General features: G+C 59.1%; 10 protein-coding genes. 6 read left to right on the forward strand and 4 right to left on the reverse strand.

The genetic code is table 11. From position 1 onward, the window contains the following. Positions 1–67: 67 nt before the first annotated feature. Complete coding sequence (locus ACI2JR_RS18930) at positions 68–928, forward strand: MurR/RpiR family transcriptional regulator (protein WP_132730124.1); 861 nt, start codon at positions 68–70, stop codon at positions 926–928. Positions 929–1,211: 283 nt separating this feature from the next. On the opposite strand, the gene iolB is transcribed toward ACI2JR_RS18930, so the two are convergent. Together iolB and ACI2JR_RS18940 are read right to left on the reverse strand one after the other, a co-directional pair. Then, complete coding sequence (gene iolB, locus ACI2JR_RS18935; RefSeq protein ID WP_462479211.1) at positions 1,212–2,021, reverse strand: 5-deoxy-glucuronate isomerase; 810 nt, start codon at positions 2,019–2,021, stop codon at positions 1,212–1,214. Positions 2,022–2,039: 18 nt separating this feature from the next. Further along, positions 2,040–3,545, reverse strand: coding sequence for a CoA-acylating methylmalonate-semialdehyde dehydrogenase (locus ACI2JR_RS18940; protein ID WP_132730126.1), 1,506 nt, complete (start codon positions 3,543–3,545; stop codon positions 2,040–2,042). Between the two features lie 349 nt (positions 3,546–3,894). On the opposite strand from ACI2JR_RS18940, the gene ACI2JR_RS18945 reads away from it, so the two are divergent. Both ACI2JR_RS18945 and ACI2JR_RS18950 read left to right on the forward strand, forming a co-directional pair. Then, the gene (locus ACI2JR_RS18945) at positions 3,895–4,716 is read left to right on the forward strand and encodes a TIM barrel protein (protein WP_132730127.1); all 822 of its coding nucleotides are present in this window, start codon (positions 3,895–3,897) and stop codon (positions 4,714–4,716) included. Positions 4,717–4,815: 99 nt separating this feature from the next. Further along, on the forward strand, positions 4,816–6,318 hold the full coding sequence (locus ACI2JR_RS18950) for a helicase HerA-like C-terminal domain-containing protein (RefSeq protein ID WP_462479212.1): 1,503 nt from the start codon (positions 4,816–4,818) through the stop codon (positions 6,316–6,318). A gap of 39 nt (positions 6,319–6,357) precedes the next feature. Here ACI2JR_RS18950 and lptG read toward each other — a convergent pair whose 3' ends face one another. Together lptG and lptF are read right to left on the reverse strand one after the other, a co-directional pair. Further along, positions 6,358–7,440: an LPS export ABC transporter permease LptG gene (lptG, locus tag ACI2JR_RS18955; protein WP_132730346.1), complete on the reverse strand. Its 1,083-nt coding sequence runs from the start codon at positions 7,438–7,440 to the stop codon at positions 6,358–6,360. Next, positions 7,440–8,537: an LPS export ABC transporter permease LptF gene (gene lptF / locus ACI2JR_RS18960; RefSeq protein ID WP_132730129.1), complete on the reverse strand. Its 1,098-nt coding sequence runs from the start codon at positions 8,535–8,537 to the stop codon at positions 7,440–7,442. Before lptF ends, lptG begins: the two co-directional genes overlap by 1 nt. 267 nt (positions 8,538–8,804) lie before the next feature. Between lptF and pepA the strand changes: the two genes are divergently transcribed. From pepA to ACI2JR_RS18975, 3 genes are all read left to right on the forward strand, one after another. Then, positions 8,805–10,316, forward strand: coding sequence for a leucyl aminopeptidase (pepA, locus tag ACI2JR_RS18965; protein ID WP_132730130.1), 1,512 nt, complete (start codon positions 8,805–8,807; stop codon positions 10,314–10,316). Positions 10,317–10,435: 119 nt separating this feature from the next. Beyond that, on the forward strand, positions 10,436–10,879 hold the full coding sequence (gene holC / locus ACI2JR_RS18970; protein WP_132730131.1) for a DNA polymerase III subunit chi: 444 nt from the start codon (positions 10,436–10,438) through the stop codon (positions 10,877–10,879). Further along, a complete protein-coding gene (locus ACI2JR_RS18975; protein WP_132730132.1) occupies positions 10,879–13,734 on the forward strand; it encodes a valine--tRNA ligase in 2,856 nt (951 codons plus the stop codon). Before holC ends, ACI2JR_RS18975 begins: the two co-directional genes overlap by 1 nt. Positions 13,735–13,786 lie beyond the last annotated feature (52 nt).

The following is a 13,786-nucleotide window of genomic DNA, read 5'->3' on the forward strand; positions in this document are numbered from 1 at the left end:
AATGAAAAATTCGCTTCATTTGGTACACTGGAAGTTATATTCCTTTCATTTTCTCAGAGCGCACCCTATGGCCAATAATCCGACCCAACTGACCATCCTGCAGGATGAAATACGGCGTCGCTACGATACCTTAAGCAAACGCCTGAAACAGGTGGCGCGCTATATTCTGGATAACAGCAATAGCGTGGCTTTCGATACCGTGGCCTCCATCGCCCAGCAGGCGGACGTCCCGCCTTCGACCCTGATCCGTTTCTCGAATGCGTTTGGCTTCAGCGGCTTTAACGAAATGAAGCAGATGTTCAGACAGCATCTGATGGAAGAGACCGCCAACTATACCGAGCGCGCGCGTCTGTTTCGTCAGACCACCAACGATGAAACCTCCCCGCCGGAAACGCCGACGGAAATCCTCAATATGTTTACCATGGTGAACACCCAGGCGCTGCAGCAGCTGGCGATGCAGACCTCCGGCGATGACCTTGAGCGCGCGGTCGCCCTGCTGGCGGAAGCGGAGAATATCTACGTGATTGGCCTGCGCCGTTCATTTAGCGTCGCCTCCTATCTGACCTACGCGCTGCGCCATCTCGATCGCAAAGCGTTCCTGATTGACGGTCTCGGCGGGATGTTTACCGAGCAGCTGAGCCTGGTGGGGCCGAAAGACGTGGTGGTCGCCGTCAGCTTCTCGCCTTACGCGCGTGAGGTGGTGGAGCTGGTGGAGCTGGGCGCCCAGCGTAAAGCCCGGCAAATCGCCATTACCGATAGCCAGGTGAGCCCGCTCGCGGCGTTCAGCGACGTCTGTTTCGTGGTGCGTGAGGCGCAGGTTGACGGTTTCCGTTCGCAGGTGGCCTCCCTGTGCCTGGCCCAGACGCTGGCCGTTTCCCTGGCGCTGAACAGCAGTAAAGAACCACAGCCCCAGCAGAATCACGCCTGACCCGGCCTCCCTCTCCCGGATTGCCGCGCCTGCGCCTGATCCGGGCGACCCCTCTCCCCATGTAGCCCCGGTAAGCGTAGCGCCACCGGGGAAGATCACCGGCGCCGTCGCGAAACCTCCCGGATTGCCGCGCCTGCGCCTGATCCGGGCGCCCCCTCTCCCCATGTAGCCCCGGTAAGCGTAGCGCCACCGGGGAATACCTCCGGGCGGCCACCGGGGAACAACAGAAGACAAAAAGGGCCGCTAAGCAAAACTTAGCGGCCCTTTGAACGCTTGCGAACCGTCAGTCGTGGCGGGGATAGTCCGGACTATTGATCCACGCGTGGTCCTCTTCCCAGGTAAACAGCCATTTCCGCTGCGGGCCGGCCATCACGTTCAGATAGTAGCTGTCATACCCGGCGATCGCCGCGACCGGATGGTAGCCGCGCGGCACCATCACCACATCGTGGTTGTAAGGCGCCATACAGACATCAAGGCTGCGGTCATCGGTATAGACACGCTGCAGGGCAAAACCCTGCGGCGGATCGAAACGGTGATAGTAGGTCTCTTCCAGCTGGGTCTCTTTCCCCGGCAGCGCGGTATCATGCTTATGGGACGGCCACGAGCTGGTCGCCCCCTCGTCGGTATACACCTCGACCACCAGCAGACAGTCGGCCTGCGCGTTATCCGGCAGGATGTTGTGCACCAGCCGTTGATTGCGCCCTTTGCCGCGATGCTCCACGCCCACCTCCTGCGGCGGAATCACCCGCGCCGGCAGCGTCCCCTTGCCCGGGGCGCTACACACCGCCAGTTCCAGATCGGAATCCGCCGTCACCTCCACCTTGTCCTGCGTCGGAACGTACACCGACCACGGCGGAGTGCGCTCAAATGGCGACATCCGCTGACCAAGGTTGGGAAAATCGGCCTGCGCGGTTTTCACCGAGGCCAGCCCGGCGACCAGCACCAGGCACAGCTCGCGTTCACCGCTTTCCAGGGTAATGGACTGCCCTTTTTTCAGCAGCCACACATCGAAGCCGATATAGCGCCATCCGGCGCTTTGCGGCGTAATGTGCTGGATCTGCCCCTCTTTTCGCGATTTTGCCAGTAACGACATGGCGTTCTCCTTCGCCGGTTAACCTAAAGTCGGCATACTGAATTCAGATACGGTTTGCTGCCCTTCCGGCCAGCGCACGGTGGCGGTTTTCATGCGGGTATAAAAACGCACGCCGTCCGGTCCGTGGACATTCAGCGCGCCAAACACCGAACGTTTCCAGCCGCCAAAGCTGTGGAACGCCATCGGCACCGGCACCGGAACGTTGACCCCGACCATGCCGGCCTGAACATCATGCACAAATTCCCGCGCGGTGTGGCCGTTGCTGGTAAAGACGGCGCTGCCGTTGCCAAATTCGTGGCTGTTCACCAGCGCCAGCGCGCCAGCGTAATCCGCCACGCGCACAATCCCCAGCACCGGGCCAAAAATCTCTTCGCGCCAGATGGTCATCTCGGGCGTCACGTTATCGAACAGCGTACCGCCGACGTAGTAGCCTTCATCATAGCCCGCCACGCGCAGCTTGCGCCCGTCGACCACCAGTTTCGCCCCTTCGCTGGCGCCTTTATCAATATAGCCGAGCACTTTTTTCTGATGGGTATCAGAAACCACCGGGCCCATTTCGTTCTCTTCTTTGCCGCGCATGCAGCCCGGGCCGACCTTCAGCGCTTCCACCAGCGGCTTCAGACGCGCAATCAGTTTGTCCGCCGTTTCATCGCCCACCGCGACGACGACCGGCAGCGCCATGCAGCGCTCGCCCGCGGAGCCAAAGGCGCCGCCCATAATGGCATTAACGGTCGCATCGAGGTCCGCATCCGGCATGACGATGGCGTGGTTTTTCGCCGCGCCAAAGGCCTGGACGCGTTTGCCATGCGCACTGGCGGTCTTATAAATATATTCGGCGACGCCGGACGAGCCGACGAAGCTGACCGCCGCAATGCGCGGGTCGGTATACAGCTGCTCGGCGTCTTCGTTGCTGCAATGTATGACGTTAAAAACGCCGTCCGGCAGACCGGCTTCCTTCAGCAGTTCGCCCAGGCGTACCGCGGCCGTCGGGGCCAGCGCCGGTGGTTTGAGGACGAAGCTGTTGCCGCAGGCCAGCGCCAGCGGGAACATCCACATCGGCACCATCGCCGGGAAGTTAAACGGAGTAATCCCCGCCACCACCCCCAGCGGCTGCATCAATGAATAGCTGTCCACGCCGGTACCGACGTCTGATGAATATTCACCTTTAATCAGGTGCGGAATCCCGCAGGCAAACTCCACGACTTCCAGGCCGCGGGTCAGCTCGCCCAGCGCGTCTGACCATACCTTGCCATGCTCGCTGACGATAATGCCCGCCAGCTCATCCGCGTGTTGTTCAAGCAGCATTTTAAAGTTGAACAGCACGCGGGCGCGGCGCAGCGGCGTGGTGCGCGACCAGCTTTCAAACGCATCACGGGCAACCTGAATGGCATCAGAGACTTCCTGAGCGGTCGACAAGGTGACTTCGCGCACCACCTTGCCCGTCGCCGGGTCATACACCGGCATCGTTTCATTGCTGCTGCTGGTAACGGTTTTCCCGCCAATAAAGTTTCCTGTGATCGTCATGTTCTCGCCTCATGGTGTGGAAGGCCAACGCTGCGGCCCATCTCCGATTTTGCTGTGCTATAACCGTAGTAAAATGAAACTTATATTTCAATGATGATATTAAATGAAATTCTATTTTGGTGATAACTGTCGCATTTCTCCGCAATGGCGCTTCCGATCGCCGACAAAAGCGCGATCGATACGCTTCAGACAGGGCAACCCCTGCGCCGGATAGCCATCAGACACAGCATGAACGATTATTTGCGAAGCTGTTCAAAGAACCATCATTTCACTCATTGCTAATTTTGAAATAAATGTTTTGACTAACGGGTAATCGAACAAACCATCCACCTTCTTCCTGGAGAGTCACATGGCTATCGCCCTGCAACGTTTCTGCATCAACCGCAAGATCGCCCCCGCGCTAAGCATCGACGCTTTTTTCCGCCTGGTGAACAGCCTGGGGCTGAACAAGGTCGAACTGCGTAATGATTTGCCCGGCGGTCAAGTGACCGACGATCTCAGCCATCAGCAGGTGCGGGAACTGGCTGACCGTTATCATATTGAGATTCTGACCATTAATGCGCTGTATCCTTTCAACCGTCGTACGGAACAGGTTCGCAGCCTGGCCGAATCGCTGCTGAAAGAGGCCCAGGCCATCGGCGCAAAAGCCCTGGTCCTGTGCCCGCTCAACGATGGCAGCGAGGTGGCCGCCGCTGAAACCCTGCACGCCCTGCGCGACCTCTCCCCCCTGTTTTCGTTTTACGGCGTGCGGGGCCTGGTTGAACCGCTCGGCTTCCCGCAGAGCTCGCTGCGTTCCGCCGCCCAGGTGCAGAGGCTGATTCGCGATGCCCAGGTACCGTTTAAGCTGCTGATTGATACCTTTCACCACCACCTGTATCCGCAGGCGGAGGCCGAGTTTAGCCTGCTGGATGTTGCAGAGGTCGGCCTCGTGCACCTCTCCGGCGTGGACGACGCCCGGCCGCGGGAAAGCCTGACCGATGATGAACGCATCATGCTGACGGCCAAAGACCGGCTGCAGACCGCTGAGCAGGTCAAACAGCTGGAAGCGCGCGGTTACCAGGGCGCCTACTCCTTCGAACCCTTCGCCCCGGCGCTGGCGACATGGAGCGAAGACGATATCCGCCGCGAGATAGCGCAGAGCATCGCGCTGATTCAGCAGCACTGCGCCTGAGGCCCCATCAACGCCATTCCCGACTAACGTGGCGATTTCTTCGCTCTTTTTGCGCCCGGGTTGCCTATAATCGACGCAGGATAAATGGAGGAATCAACCATGAGCTCACCCCTGCTGATTGCGCGCACGCTGGAAAAACAGCTGCATTTGTTACCCGGTATGGCCAACCGTCACGGCCTGATCACCGGTGCCACCGGGACCGGGAAAACTGTCACCCTGCAGAAGCTGGCGGAATCATTTTCGCAAATCGGCGTCCCGGTGTTTATGGCCGATGTAAAAGGCGATCTGACCGGGATCGCCGCAGCGGGCCAAAGCTCGGAGAAACTGCAGGCACGGCTGGAAAAGATCGGCGTTACCGACTGGCAGCCCCACGCTAACCCGGTGGTAGTGTGGGATATTTTCGGCGAGAAAGGCCATCCGGTTCGCGCGACGGTATCCGATCTCGGGCCGCTGCTGCTGGCGCGGTTATTGAATCTCAACGAGGTCCAGTCCGGAGTGCTGAATATCATTTTTCGCATTGCCGACGATCGCGGCCTGCTGCTCCTCGACTTTAAGGATTTGCGCGCCATCACCCAGTATATCGGCGACAACGCCAAAGCCTTTCAAAACCAGTATGGCAATATCAGCACCGCGTCGGTCGGGGCTATCCAACGCGGTTTACTGACGCTGGAGCAGCAAGGGGCGGAGCACTTCTTTGGCGAGCCGATGCTCGATATCGCGGACTGGATGCGCGTCGATGAGGATGGCAAAGGGGTAATTAATGTCCTCAGCGCCGAGAAGCTGTACCAGATGCCGAAGCTGTATGCGGCCAGCCTGCTGTGGATGCTCTCAGAACTCTATGAACGTCTGCCGGAAGCCGGGGATCTGGAAAAGCCGAAGCTGGTCTTTTTCTTCGATGAAGCCCATCTGTTGTTTAACGACGCCCCCCAGGTATTGCTGGATAAAATCGAGCAGGTGATCCGCCTGATTCGCTCTAAAGCCGTGGGGGTCTATTTCGTCTCGCAGAACCCGTCGGATATACCCGATGCGGTCCTGGGCCAGCTGGGCAACCGGGTCCAGCACGCCCTGCGCGCCTTCACGCCGAAAGATCAGAAAGCGGTGAAAACCGCCGCGCAGACCATGCGCGCCAACCCGGCCTTCAGCACCGAGCAGGCCATTCAGGAACTGGGCACCGGCGAAGCGCTGATCTCATTCCTTGATGAGAAAGGCAGCCCGTCGGTGGTCGAGCGGGCGATGGTTATCGCCCCGTGCTCGCGGATGGGACCGGTGAGCGACGACGAGCGTAACGGCCTGATTAACCACTCGGCACTGTACGGCAAATATGAAGAAGAGGTCGATCGCGAGTCCGCGTTTGAAATGTTGCAAAAAGGCGTGCAGGCCGCCGCCGGACAGCAGGAGACGCCGCCGGCGCAAGGCCAGACCAGCGGCGACGACGACGGTCTGCTGGGCGGGCTGAAAGATATCCTGTTTGGCACCACCGGCCCGCGCGGCGGCAAGCGCGACGGCATCGTGCAAACGGCGGCCAAAAGCGCGGTGCGTCAGGTGACGAATCAGATAGTGAGAGGCATGCTGGGGAGTTTACTCGGCGGGCGAAAACGTTGATCTCATCCCCCTCCCGGCGCAAGGGAGGGGGATGCGGGACTAATTTTTTTTCATCATCAGCCACAGGCTAATCAGGAAGAAGCTGAAGCTCGGCAGCAGCGCGCCGATAATCGGCGGAATACCGTAGACCAGCGTCAGCGGGCCAAAAATCTGGTCGAGGACGTAGAAGATAAAGCCAAAGCTGATCCCGGTGACCACCCTGACGCCCATCGCCACGCTGCGCAGCGGGCCGAAGATAAACGACAGCGCCATCAGCATCATCACCGCCACCGACAGCGGCTGGAAGATCTTGCTCCACATATTTAGCTGATAACGTCCCGGATCCTGCCCGCTGGACTTCAGATAGGTGACATAGTTATGCAGGCCGCTGATCGACAGCGCATCCGGGTCCAGGGCCACAACCCCCAGCTTGTCCGGCGTCAGCTTAGTTTTCCAGGTCCCGCTCACCATCTGTGAACCGGTGATCTGTTTCGGGTCGGTCAGGTTGGACTCATCAACCTGCGACAGGCGCCAGACTTTCGTCTCGTTATCGAATTTCGCCGAAGCGGCGTAGCGCACGGTCTGCAAGCGGCGCTGGTCGTTGAAGGCGTAAATGCTCACCCCGCCCAGCTCGTCGTTACCTTTCACCCGTTCGATATAGACGAAGTTATGCCCGTCTTTCGCCCACAGCCCCTGCTGAGTCGACAGCAGCGACCCGCCGTACATCTGCTGAGCGCGGTAGTTACGCGCCATCTGCTCGCCCTGCGGCGCGACCCACTCGCCTATCGCCATGGTCAGCAGCACCAGCGGAATCGCGGTTTTCATCACCGCCAGCGCCACCTGCAAGCGGGTGAAGCCAGAGGCCTGCATGACCACCAGCTCACTGCGCTGCGCCAGCATCCCCAGCCCGAGCAGCGCGCCGAGCAGCGCCGCCATCGGGAAGAAGATCTGCACGTCTTTCGGCACGCTGAGAAGGGTGTACAGCCCGGCGCCCAGCGCGTCATAACTGCCCTGACCGGCTTTTTTCAGCTGATCGACAAACTTGATAATGCCCGAGAGCGAAACCAGCATGAACAGCGTCATCATGATGGTGTTGAAAATCGTCTTACCGATATAACGGTCAAGTACGCCAAACGCCTGCATCACGCCGCTCCTTTATTAAAACGGGCACGGAAGCGGCGCATCGGCACCGTATCCCACAGGTTCAACAGCACGGCCAGCGCGAAATAGAGCAGGTTGATGGCCCACATCCAGATCATCGGGTCGATTTTCCCTTTGCCGCCGTTGGACTTAATCGAGGTCTGCAGCAGGAAGAACACCAGGTACAGCAGCATCGCCGGCAGCATCGACAGCACCCGGCCCTGACGCGGGTTCACCACGCTCAGCGGGACCACCATCAGCGCCATAATGAACACCGTCGCCACCAGCGTGAAACGCCAGTGCAGCTCCGCGCGCGCGCGGTCGGTATCGGTGCGCCACAGCGTGCGCATCCCCATCTGTTCGGTATCGTCAGGATCCGACGCCACCGCCTGATGGCCGACAATCGCCTGATAATTTTTGAAATCCGTAATGCGGAAATCGCGCAGCATCGCCGTGCCTTCGAAGCGGGTGCCCTGATTCATGGTCACCACCTGCGAGCCGTCTTTCTGCTGGGTGAGCTCGCCCGAATCCGCCACCACGACCGACGGACGCGCGTTGCCTTTCGGCTTCAGCTGCGCCAGGAACACATCCTGGAAGCGCTTGCCGTTGACGTTTTCAATAAACAGTACGGCGCTGCCATCGCTGGCCTGCTGGAACTGCCCCTGGGCCAGCGCGGCCATCCCGGGGTTGGCTTTGGCTTCCGCCAGCACCTCATCCTGATGTCGGGACGACCAGGGGCCGGCCCACATCACGTTCACCGCCGCCACGGCGCCGGTAAACAGCGCGAGGATCATCGCCGCTTTCACCAGTACGGCCTTACTCAGACCGCAGGCATGCATCACCGTGATTTCACTTTCGGTATACAGTTTGCCCAGCGTCATCAGCAGCCCGAGGAATAAGCTCAGGGGCAGAATCAGCTGCGCCATTTCCGGCACGCCCAGCCCTAACAGCGAGAGCACCAGATTGGTCGGGATATCGCCATCCACCGCGGCGCCGAGGATCCTGACCAGCTTCTGGCAAAAGAAAATGAGTAACAGGATGAACAGGATCGCCAACTGGCTTTTCAGCGTCTCACGAACCAGATATCTTATGATTATCACTATAAATACGCCCGTAAAAACCCGTCTTATTGCAGGAAAATTGCTTGTTTCATGGCTTAAACGTCATTTATTCTCTTTGGTCTTCGAAATCATCGCTAAGATTAAATGACTCATTGGTTCCGCGTATCAGGTTTTTTTCTGACGAACCAAAGCCGTAATAACGTTAAGATTAACACGAAGTCACCGCAACCGCGGTCATGAGTTACGAAAGCTTTCAATTCTATCCGTAGCCACCGTCGTTGTCTTTAAGATTCAGGAGCGTAGTGCATGGAGTTCAGTGTAAAAAGCGGTAGCCCGGAGAAACAGCGGAGTGCCTGTATCGTAGTCGGCGTCTTTGAACCGCGTCGCCTCTCCCCGATTGCCGAGCAACTCGATAAAATCAGTGACGGTTATATCAGCGCGCTGCTGCGTCGCGGTGAACTGGAAGGTAAGCCTGGCCAGACGCTGCTGCTGCACCATGTGCCCAACATTCTGTCAGAACGAATTCTGCTGATTGGCTGTGGCAAGGAGCGTGAACTGGATGAGCGTCAGTATAAACAGGTCATTCAGAAAACCATCAACACGTTGAATGATACCGGTTCGATGGAAGCCGTCTGCTTCCTGACCGAACTGCACGTTAAAGGGCGTAACAACTACTGGAAAGTTCGCCAGGCCGTTGAGACCGCCAAAGAGACGCTGTACAGCTTCGATCAGCTGAAGACCAACAAAAGCGAGCCGCGTCGTCCGCTACGTAAAATGGTCTTCAACGTCCCGACCCGCCGCGAACTGACCAGCGGCGAGCGCGCCATCCAGCACGGTCTGGCGATTGCCGCCGGGATCAAAGCGGCGAAAGATCTGGGCAATATGCCGCCCAACATCTGCAACGCCGCCTACCTGGCTTCTCAGGCGCGTCAGCTGGCCGATACCTACAGCAAGAATGTCATTACCCGCGTGATCGGCGAACAGCAGATGCGCGAGCTGGGCATGAACTCGTACCTGGCGGTCGGCAACGGTTCGCAGAACGAATCGCTGATGTCGGTTATCGAATACAAAGGCAATCCGGCAGAAGACGCGCGTCCGATCGTGCTGGTCGGCAAGGGGCTGACCTTTGACTCCGGCGGGATCTCCATCAAACCTGCCGAAGGCATGGACGAGATGAAGTACGACATGTGCGGCGCGGCGGCGGTCTATGGCGTGATGCGCATGGTCGCGGAGCTGCAGCTGCCGCTGAACGTGATCGGCGTCCTCGCGGGCTGTGAAAACATGCCTGGCGGCCGCGCCTATCGCCCGGGGGACGTTCTGACCACCATGTCCGGCCAGACGGTTGAAGTGTTAAACACCGATGCCGAAGGCCGCCTGGTGCTATGCGACGTGCTGACCTACGTTGAACGTTTCGAGCCGGAAGCGGTGATTGACGTCGCGACGCTGACCGGCGCCTGCGTGATTGCGTTGGGCCACCACATCACCGGCCTGATGTCGAACCACAATCCGCTGGCCCACGAGCTGATCGGCGCCTCCGAGCTGGCGGGCGACCGCGCCTGGCGCTTGCCGCTGGCCGACGAGTTCCAGGATCAGCTGGAGTCTAACTTCGCGGATATGGCCAACATCGGCGGCCGCCCTGGCGGAGCGATTACCGCTGGTTGCTTCCTGTCGCGCTTCACCCGCAAATACAACTGGGCGCACCTGGATATCGCCGGCACCGCCTGGCGCTCCGGTAAAGCCAAAGGCGCCACCGGTCGTCCGGTCGCCCTGCTGTCGCAGTTCCTGCTCAATCGCGCCGGATTTAACGGCGAAGAGTAAGTTTGCTTGCCGGATCGCGCGAGGCGTATCCGGCCTGCAAAACGGCAGTAAACCGTAGGCCCGGCCAGCGCAGCGCAGCCGGGCAGTACGTTTAAATCCACCACAAGAAGCCCCATATCATGAGAAACGCAACGTTCTACCTTCTGGACAACGACACCACACAGGATGGCCTGAGCGCCGTCGAGCAACTGGTGTGTGAACTTGCCGCAGAACGTTGGCGCAGCGGCAAGCGCGTGCTGATCGCCTGTGAAGACGAGCAGCAGGCCATCCGCCTGGATGAAGCGCTGTGGACGCGCCCCCCGGAAAGCTTTGTGCCGCACAACCTGGCGGGAGAAGGGCCAAGAGGCGGCGCGCCGGTGGAGGTCGCCTGGCCGCAAAAGCGCAACAGCAGCCCGCGCGATATTCTGATCAGTCTGCGGCTAAACTTTGCAGATTTTGCCACCGCTTTCACAGAAGTGATAGACTTTGTCCCTCACGAAGACTCTCTGAAACAACTGGCGCGCGAACGTTATAAAGCGTACCGCATGGCTGGTTTCAACCTGAACACGGCAACCTGGAAATAATGGAAAAGACATACAACCCACAAGATATCGAACAGCCGCTTTACGAGCACTGGGAAAAGCAGGGCTATTTCAAACCGAATGGTGATGAAAGCCAGGAGAGCTTCTGCATCATGATCCCGCCGCCGAACGTCACCGGCAGTTTGCATATGGGTCATGCCTTCCAGCAAACCATCATGGATACCATGATTCGCTACCAGCGCATGCAGGGTAAAAATACCCTGTGGCAGGCCGGGACCGACCATGCGGGTATCGCTACCCAGATGGTGGTTGAGCGTAAGATTGCCGCCGAAGAAGGGAAAACCCGCCACGACTACGGTCGCGAGGCCTTTATCGATAAAATCTGGCAGTGGAAGGCGGAATCCGGCGGCACCATCACCCGGCAGATGCGTCGCCTTGGCAACTCCGTGGACTGGGAGCGCGAGCGCTTCACCATGGATGAAGGTCTTTCCAACGCCGTCAAAGAAGTCTTTGTCCGCCTGTACAAAGAAGATCTGATTTACCGCGGCAAGCGCCTGGTCAACTGGGATCCGAAACTGCGCACCGCCATCTCCGATCTGGAAGTGGAAAACCGCGAGTCCAAAGGCTCGATGTGGCACATCCGCTACCCGCTGGCCGACGGCGCGAAAACCGCTGACGGTAAAGATTACCTGGTGGTCGCCACCACCCGTCCGGAAACCCTGCTGGGCGACACCGGCGTGGCGGTGAATCCGGAAGACCCGCGTTACAAAGACCTGATCGGCAAATTCGTGATTCTGCCGCTGGTTAACCGCCGCATTCCGATCGTCGGCGACGAACACGCTGACATGGAAAAAGGCACCGGCTGCGTGAAAATCACCCCGGCGCACGACTTTAACGACTATGAAGTCGGGAAACGTCACGCCCTGCCGATGATCAACATCCTGACCTTTGACGGCGACATCCGCGAAAGCGCGCAGGTGTACGACACCAAAGGCGAAGAGTCCGCGGTTTACTCCGCAGAGATCCCGGCTGAATTCCAGAATCTGGAGCGTTTCGCTGCGCGTAAAGCCGTTGTGGCGGCCATCGATGCGCTCGGCCTGCTCGAAGAGATCAAACCTCACGATCTGACCGTGCCGTACGGCGACCGCGGCGGCGTGGTCATCGAGCCGATGCTGACCGACCAGTGGTACGTCCGCGCCGACGTGCTGGCGAAGCCCGCCGTAGAAGCGGTTGAAAACGGCGACATCCAGTTCGTGCCGAAGCAGTACGAAAACATGTATTTCTCCTGGATGCGCGATATTCAGGACTGGTGTATCTCCCGTCAGCTGTGGTGGGGTCACCGTATCCCGGCATGGTATGACAACGAAGGCAACGTTTACGTGGGCCGCACCGAAGACGAAGTGCGTCAGGAAAATAACCTCTCCGCCGACGTCGCCCTGCGCCAGGACGAAGATGTTCTGGATACCTGGTTCTCCTCCGCGCTGTGGACCTTCTCCACCCTCGGCTGGCCGGAAAACACCGACGCGTTGCGTCAGTTCCATCCGACCAGCGTGATGGTTTCCGGCTTTGACATCATCTTCTTCTGGATTGCCCGCATGATCATGATGACCATGCACTTCATCAAAGATGAAAACGGCAAGCCGCAGGTACCGTTCAAAACGGTCTATATGACCGGCCTGATTCGCGACGACGAAGGGCAGAAAATGTCCAAATCCAAGGGTAACGTCATTGACCCGCTGGATATGGTCGACGGCATCTCCCTGCCGGAGCTGCTGGAGAAACGTACCGGCAATATGATGCAGCCGCAGCTGGCGGAAAAAATCGCCAGACGCACCGAGAAACAGTTCCCGAACGGCATTGAGCCGCACGGCACCGACGCCCTGCGCTTCACTCTGGCGGCGCTGGCCTCCACCGGCCGCGACATCAACTGGGATATGAAGCGTCTGGAAGGTTACCGTAACTTCTGTAACAAGCTGTGGAACGCCAGCCGTTTCGTGCTGATGAATACCGAAGATCAGGACTGTGGCTTCAACGGCGGCGAAATGGTGCTCTCCCTGGCCGATCGCTGGATCCTCGCGGAGTTCAACCAGACCGTCAAAGCGTATCGCGAGGCGCTGGATAACTTCCGCTTCGATATCGCCGCCGGCATCCTGTATGAGTTCACCTGGAACCAGTTCTGCGACTGGTATCTGGAGCTGACCAAACCGGTGATGACCGGCGGTTCCGCAGCCGAGCTGCGCGGCACGCGTCATACGCTGGTGACCGTGCTGGAAGCTCTGCTGCGTCTGGCGCACCCGATCATTCCGTTCATCACTGAAACCATCTGGCAGCGGGTGAAAACCATCGTCGGTATCGATGCGGACACCATCATGCTGCAGCCGTTCCCGGTTTACGATGCGGCGCAGGTTGATGAAGCGGCGCTGGCCGATACCGAATGGCTGAAGCAGGCGATCGTCGCGGTGCGTAATATCCGTGCGGAAATGAACATCGCGCCGGGCAAACCGCTGGAACTGCTGCTGCGCGGCTGCAGCGAAGATGCGATTCGTCGTGTTAACGACAACCGCAGCTTCCTGCTCAACCTGGCGCGCCTGGAAAGCATCACCGTGCTGCCTGCCGATGATAAGGGTCCGGTTTCCGTGACCAAAATCATCGACGGCGCCGAGCTGCTGATCCCGATGGCGGGGCTGATCGACAAACAAGCCGAGCTGGCGCGTCTGGCGAAAGAGGTCGCGAAAGTCGAAGCGGAGATTGGCCGTATCGAAGGTAAGCTCGCCAACGAAGGCTTCGTCGCCCGCGCGCCGGAAGCGGTGATTGCCAAAGAGCGCGAGAAGCTGGAAGGCTACGCGGAAGCGAAAAGCAAACTGATCGAACAGCAGGCCGTTATCGCCGCGCTGTAATCCTCCCGCCCCTTGCCTGTTCAGGCAAGGGGCGTTTTTATCCACGATACGC

The sequence above is a fragment of the Klebsiella sp. NPDC088457 genome, assembly GCF_044900465.1.
Taxonomy (GTDB): domain Bacteria; phylum Pseudomonadota; class Gammaproteobacteria; order Enterobacterales; family Enterobacteriaceae; genus Klebsiella.

Bases quoted from the DNA above. Each gene is read 5' to 3' on its own strand.
- ACI2JR_RS18950 (WP_462479212.1), top strand. From the start codon at position 4,816: ATGAGCTCACCCCTGCTGATTGCGCGCACGCTGGAAAAACAGCTGCAT.
- holC (WP_132730131.1), top strand. From the start codon at position 10,436: ATGAGAAACGCAACGTTCTACCTTCTGGACAACGACACCACACAGGAT.
- pepA (WP_132730130.1), top strand. From the start codon at position 8,805: ATGGAGTTCAGTGTAAAAAGCGGTAGCCCGGAGAAACAGCGGAGTGCC.
- lptG (WP_132730346.1), bottom strand. From the start codon at position 7,440: ATGCAGGCGTTTGGCGTACTTGACCGTTATATCGGTAAGACGATTTTC.
- iolB (WP_462479211.1), bottom strand. From the start codon at position 2,021: ATGTCGTTACTGGCAAAATCGCGAAAAGAGGGGCAGATCCAGCACATT.
- ACI2JR_RS18930 (WP_132730124.1), top strand. From the start codon at position 68: ATGGCCAATAATCCGACCCAACTGACCATCCTGCAGGATGAAATACGG.
- ACI2JR_RS18975 (WP_132730132.1), top strand. From the start codon at position 10,879: ATGGAAAAGACATACAACCCACAAGATATCGAACAGCCGCTTTACGAG.
- ACI2JR_RS18940 (WP_132730126.1), bottom strand. From the start codon at position 3,545: ATGACGATCACAGGAAACTTTATTGGCGGGAAAACCGTTACCAGCAGC.
- ACI2JR_RS18945 (WP_132730127.1), top strand. From the start codon at position 3,895: ATGGCTATCGCCCTGCAACGTTTCTGCATCAACCGCAAGATCGCCCCC.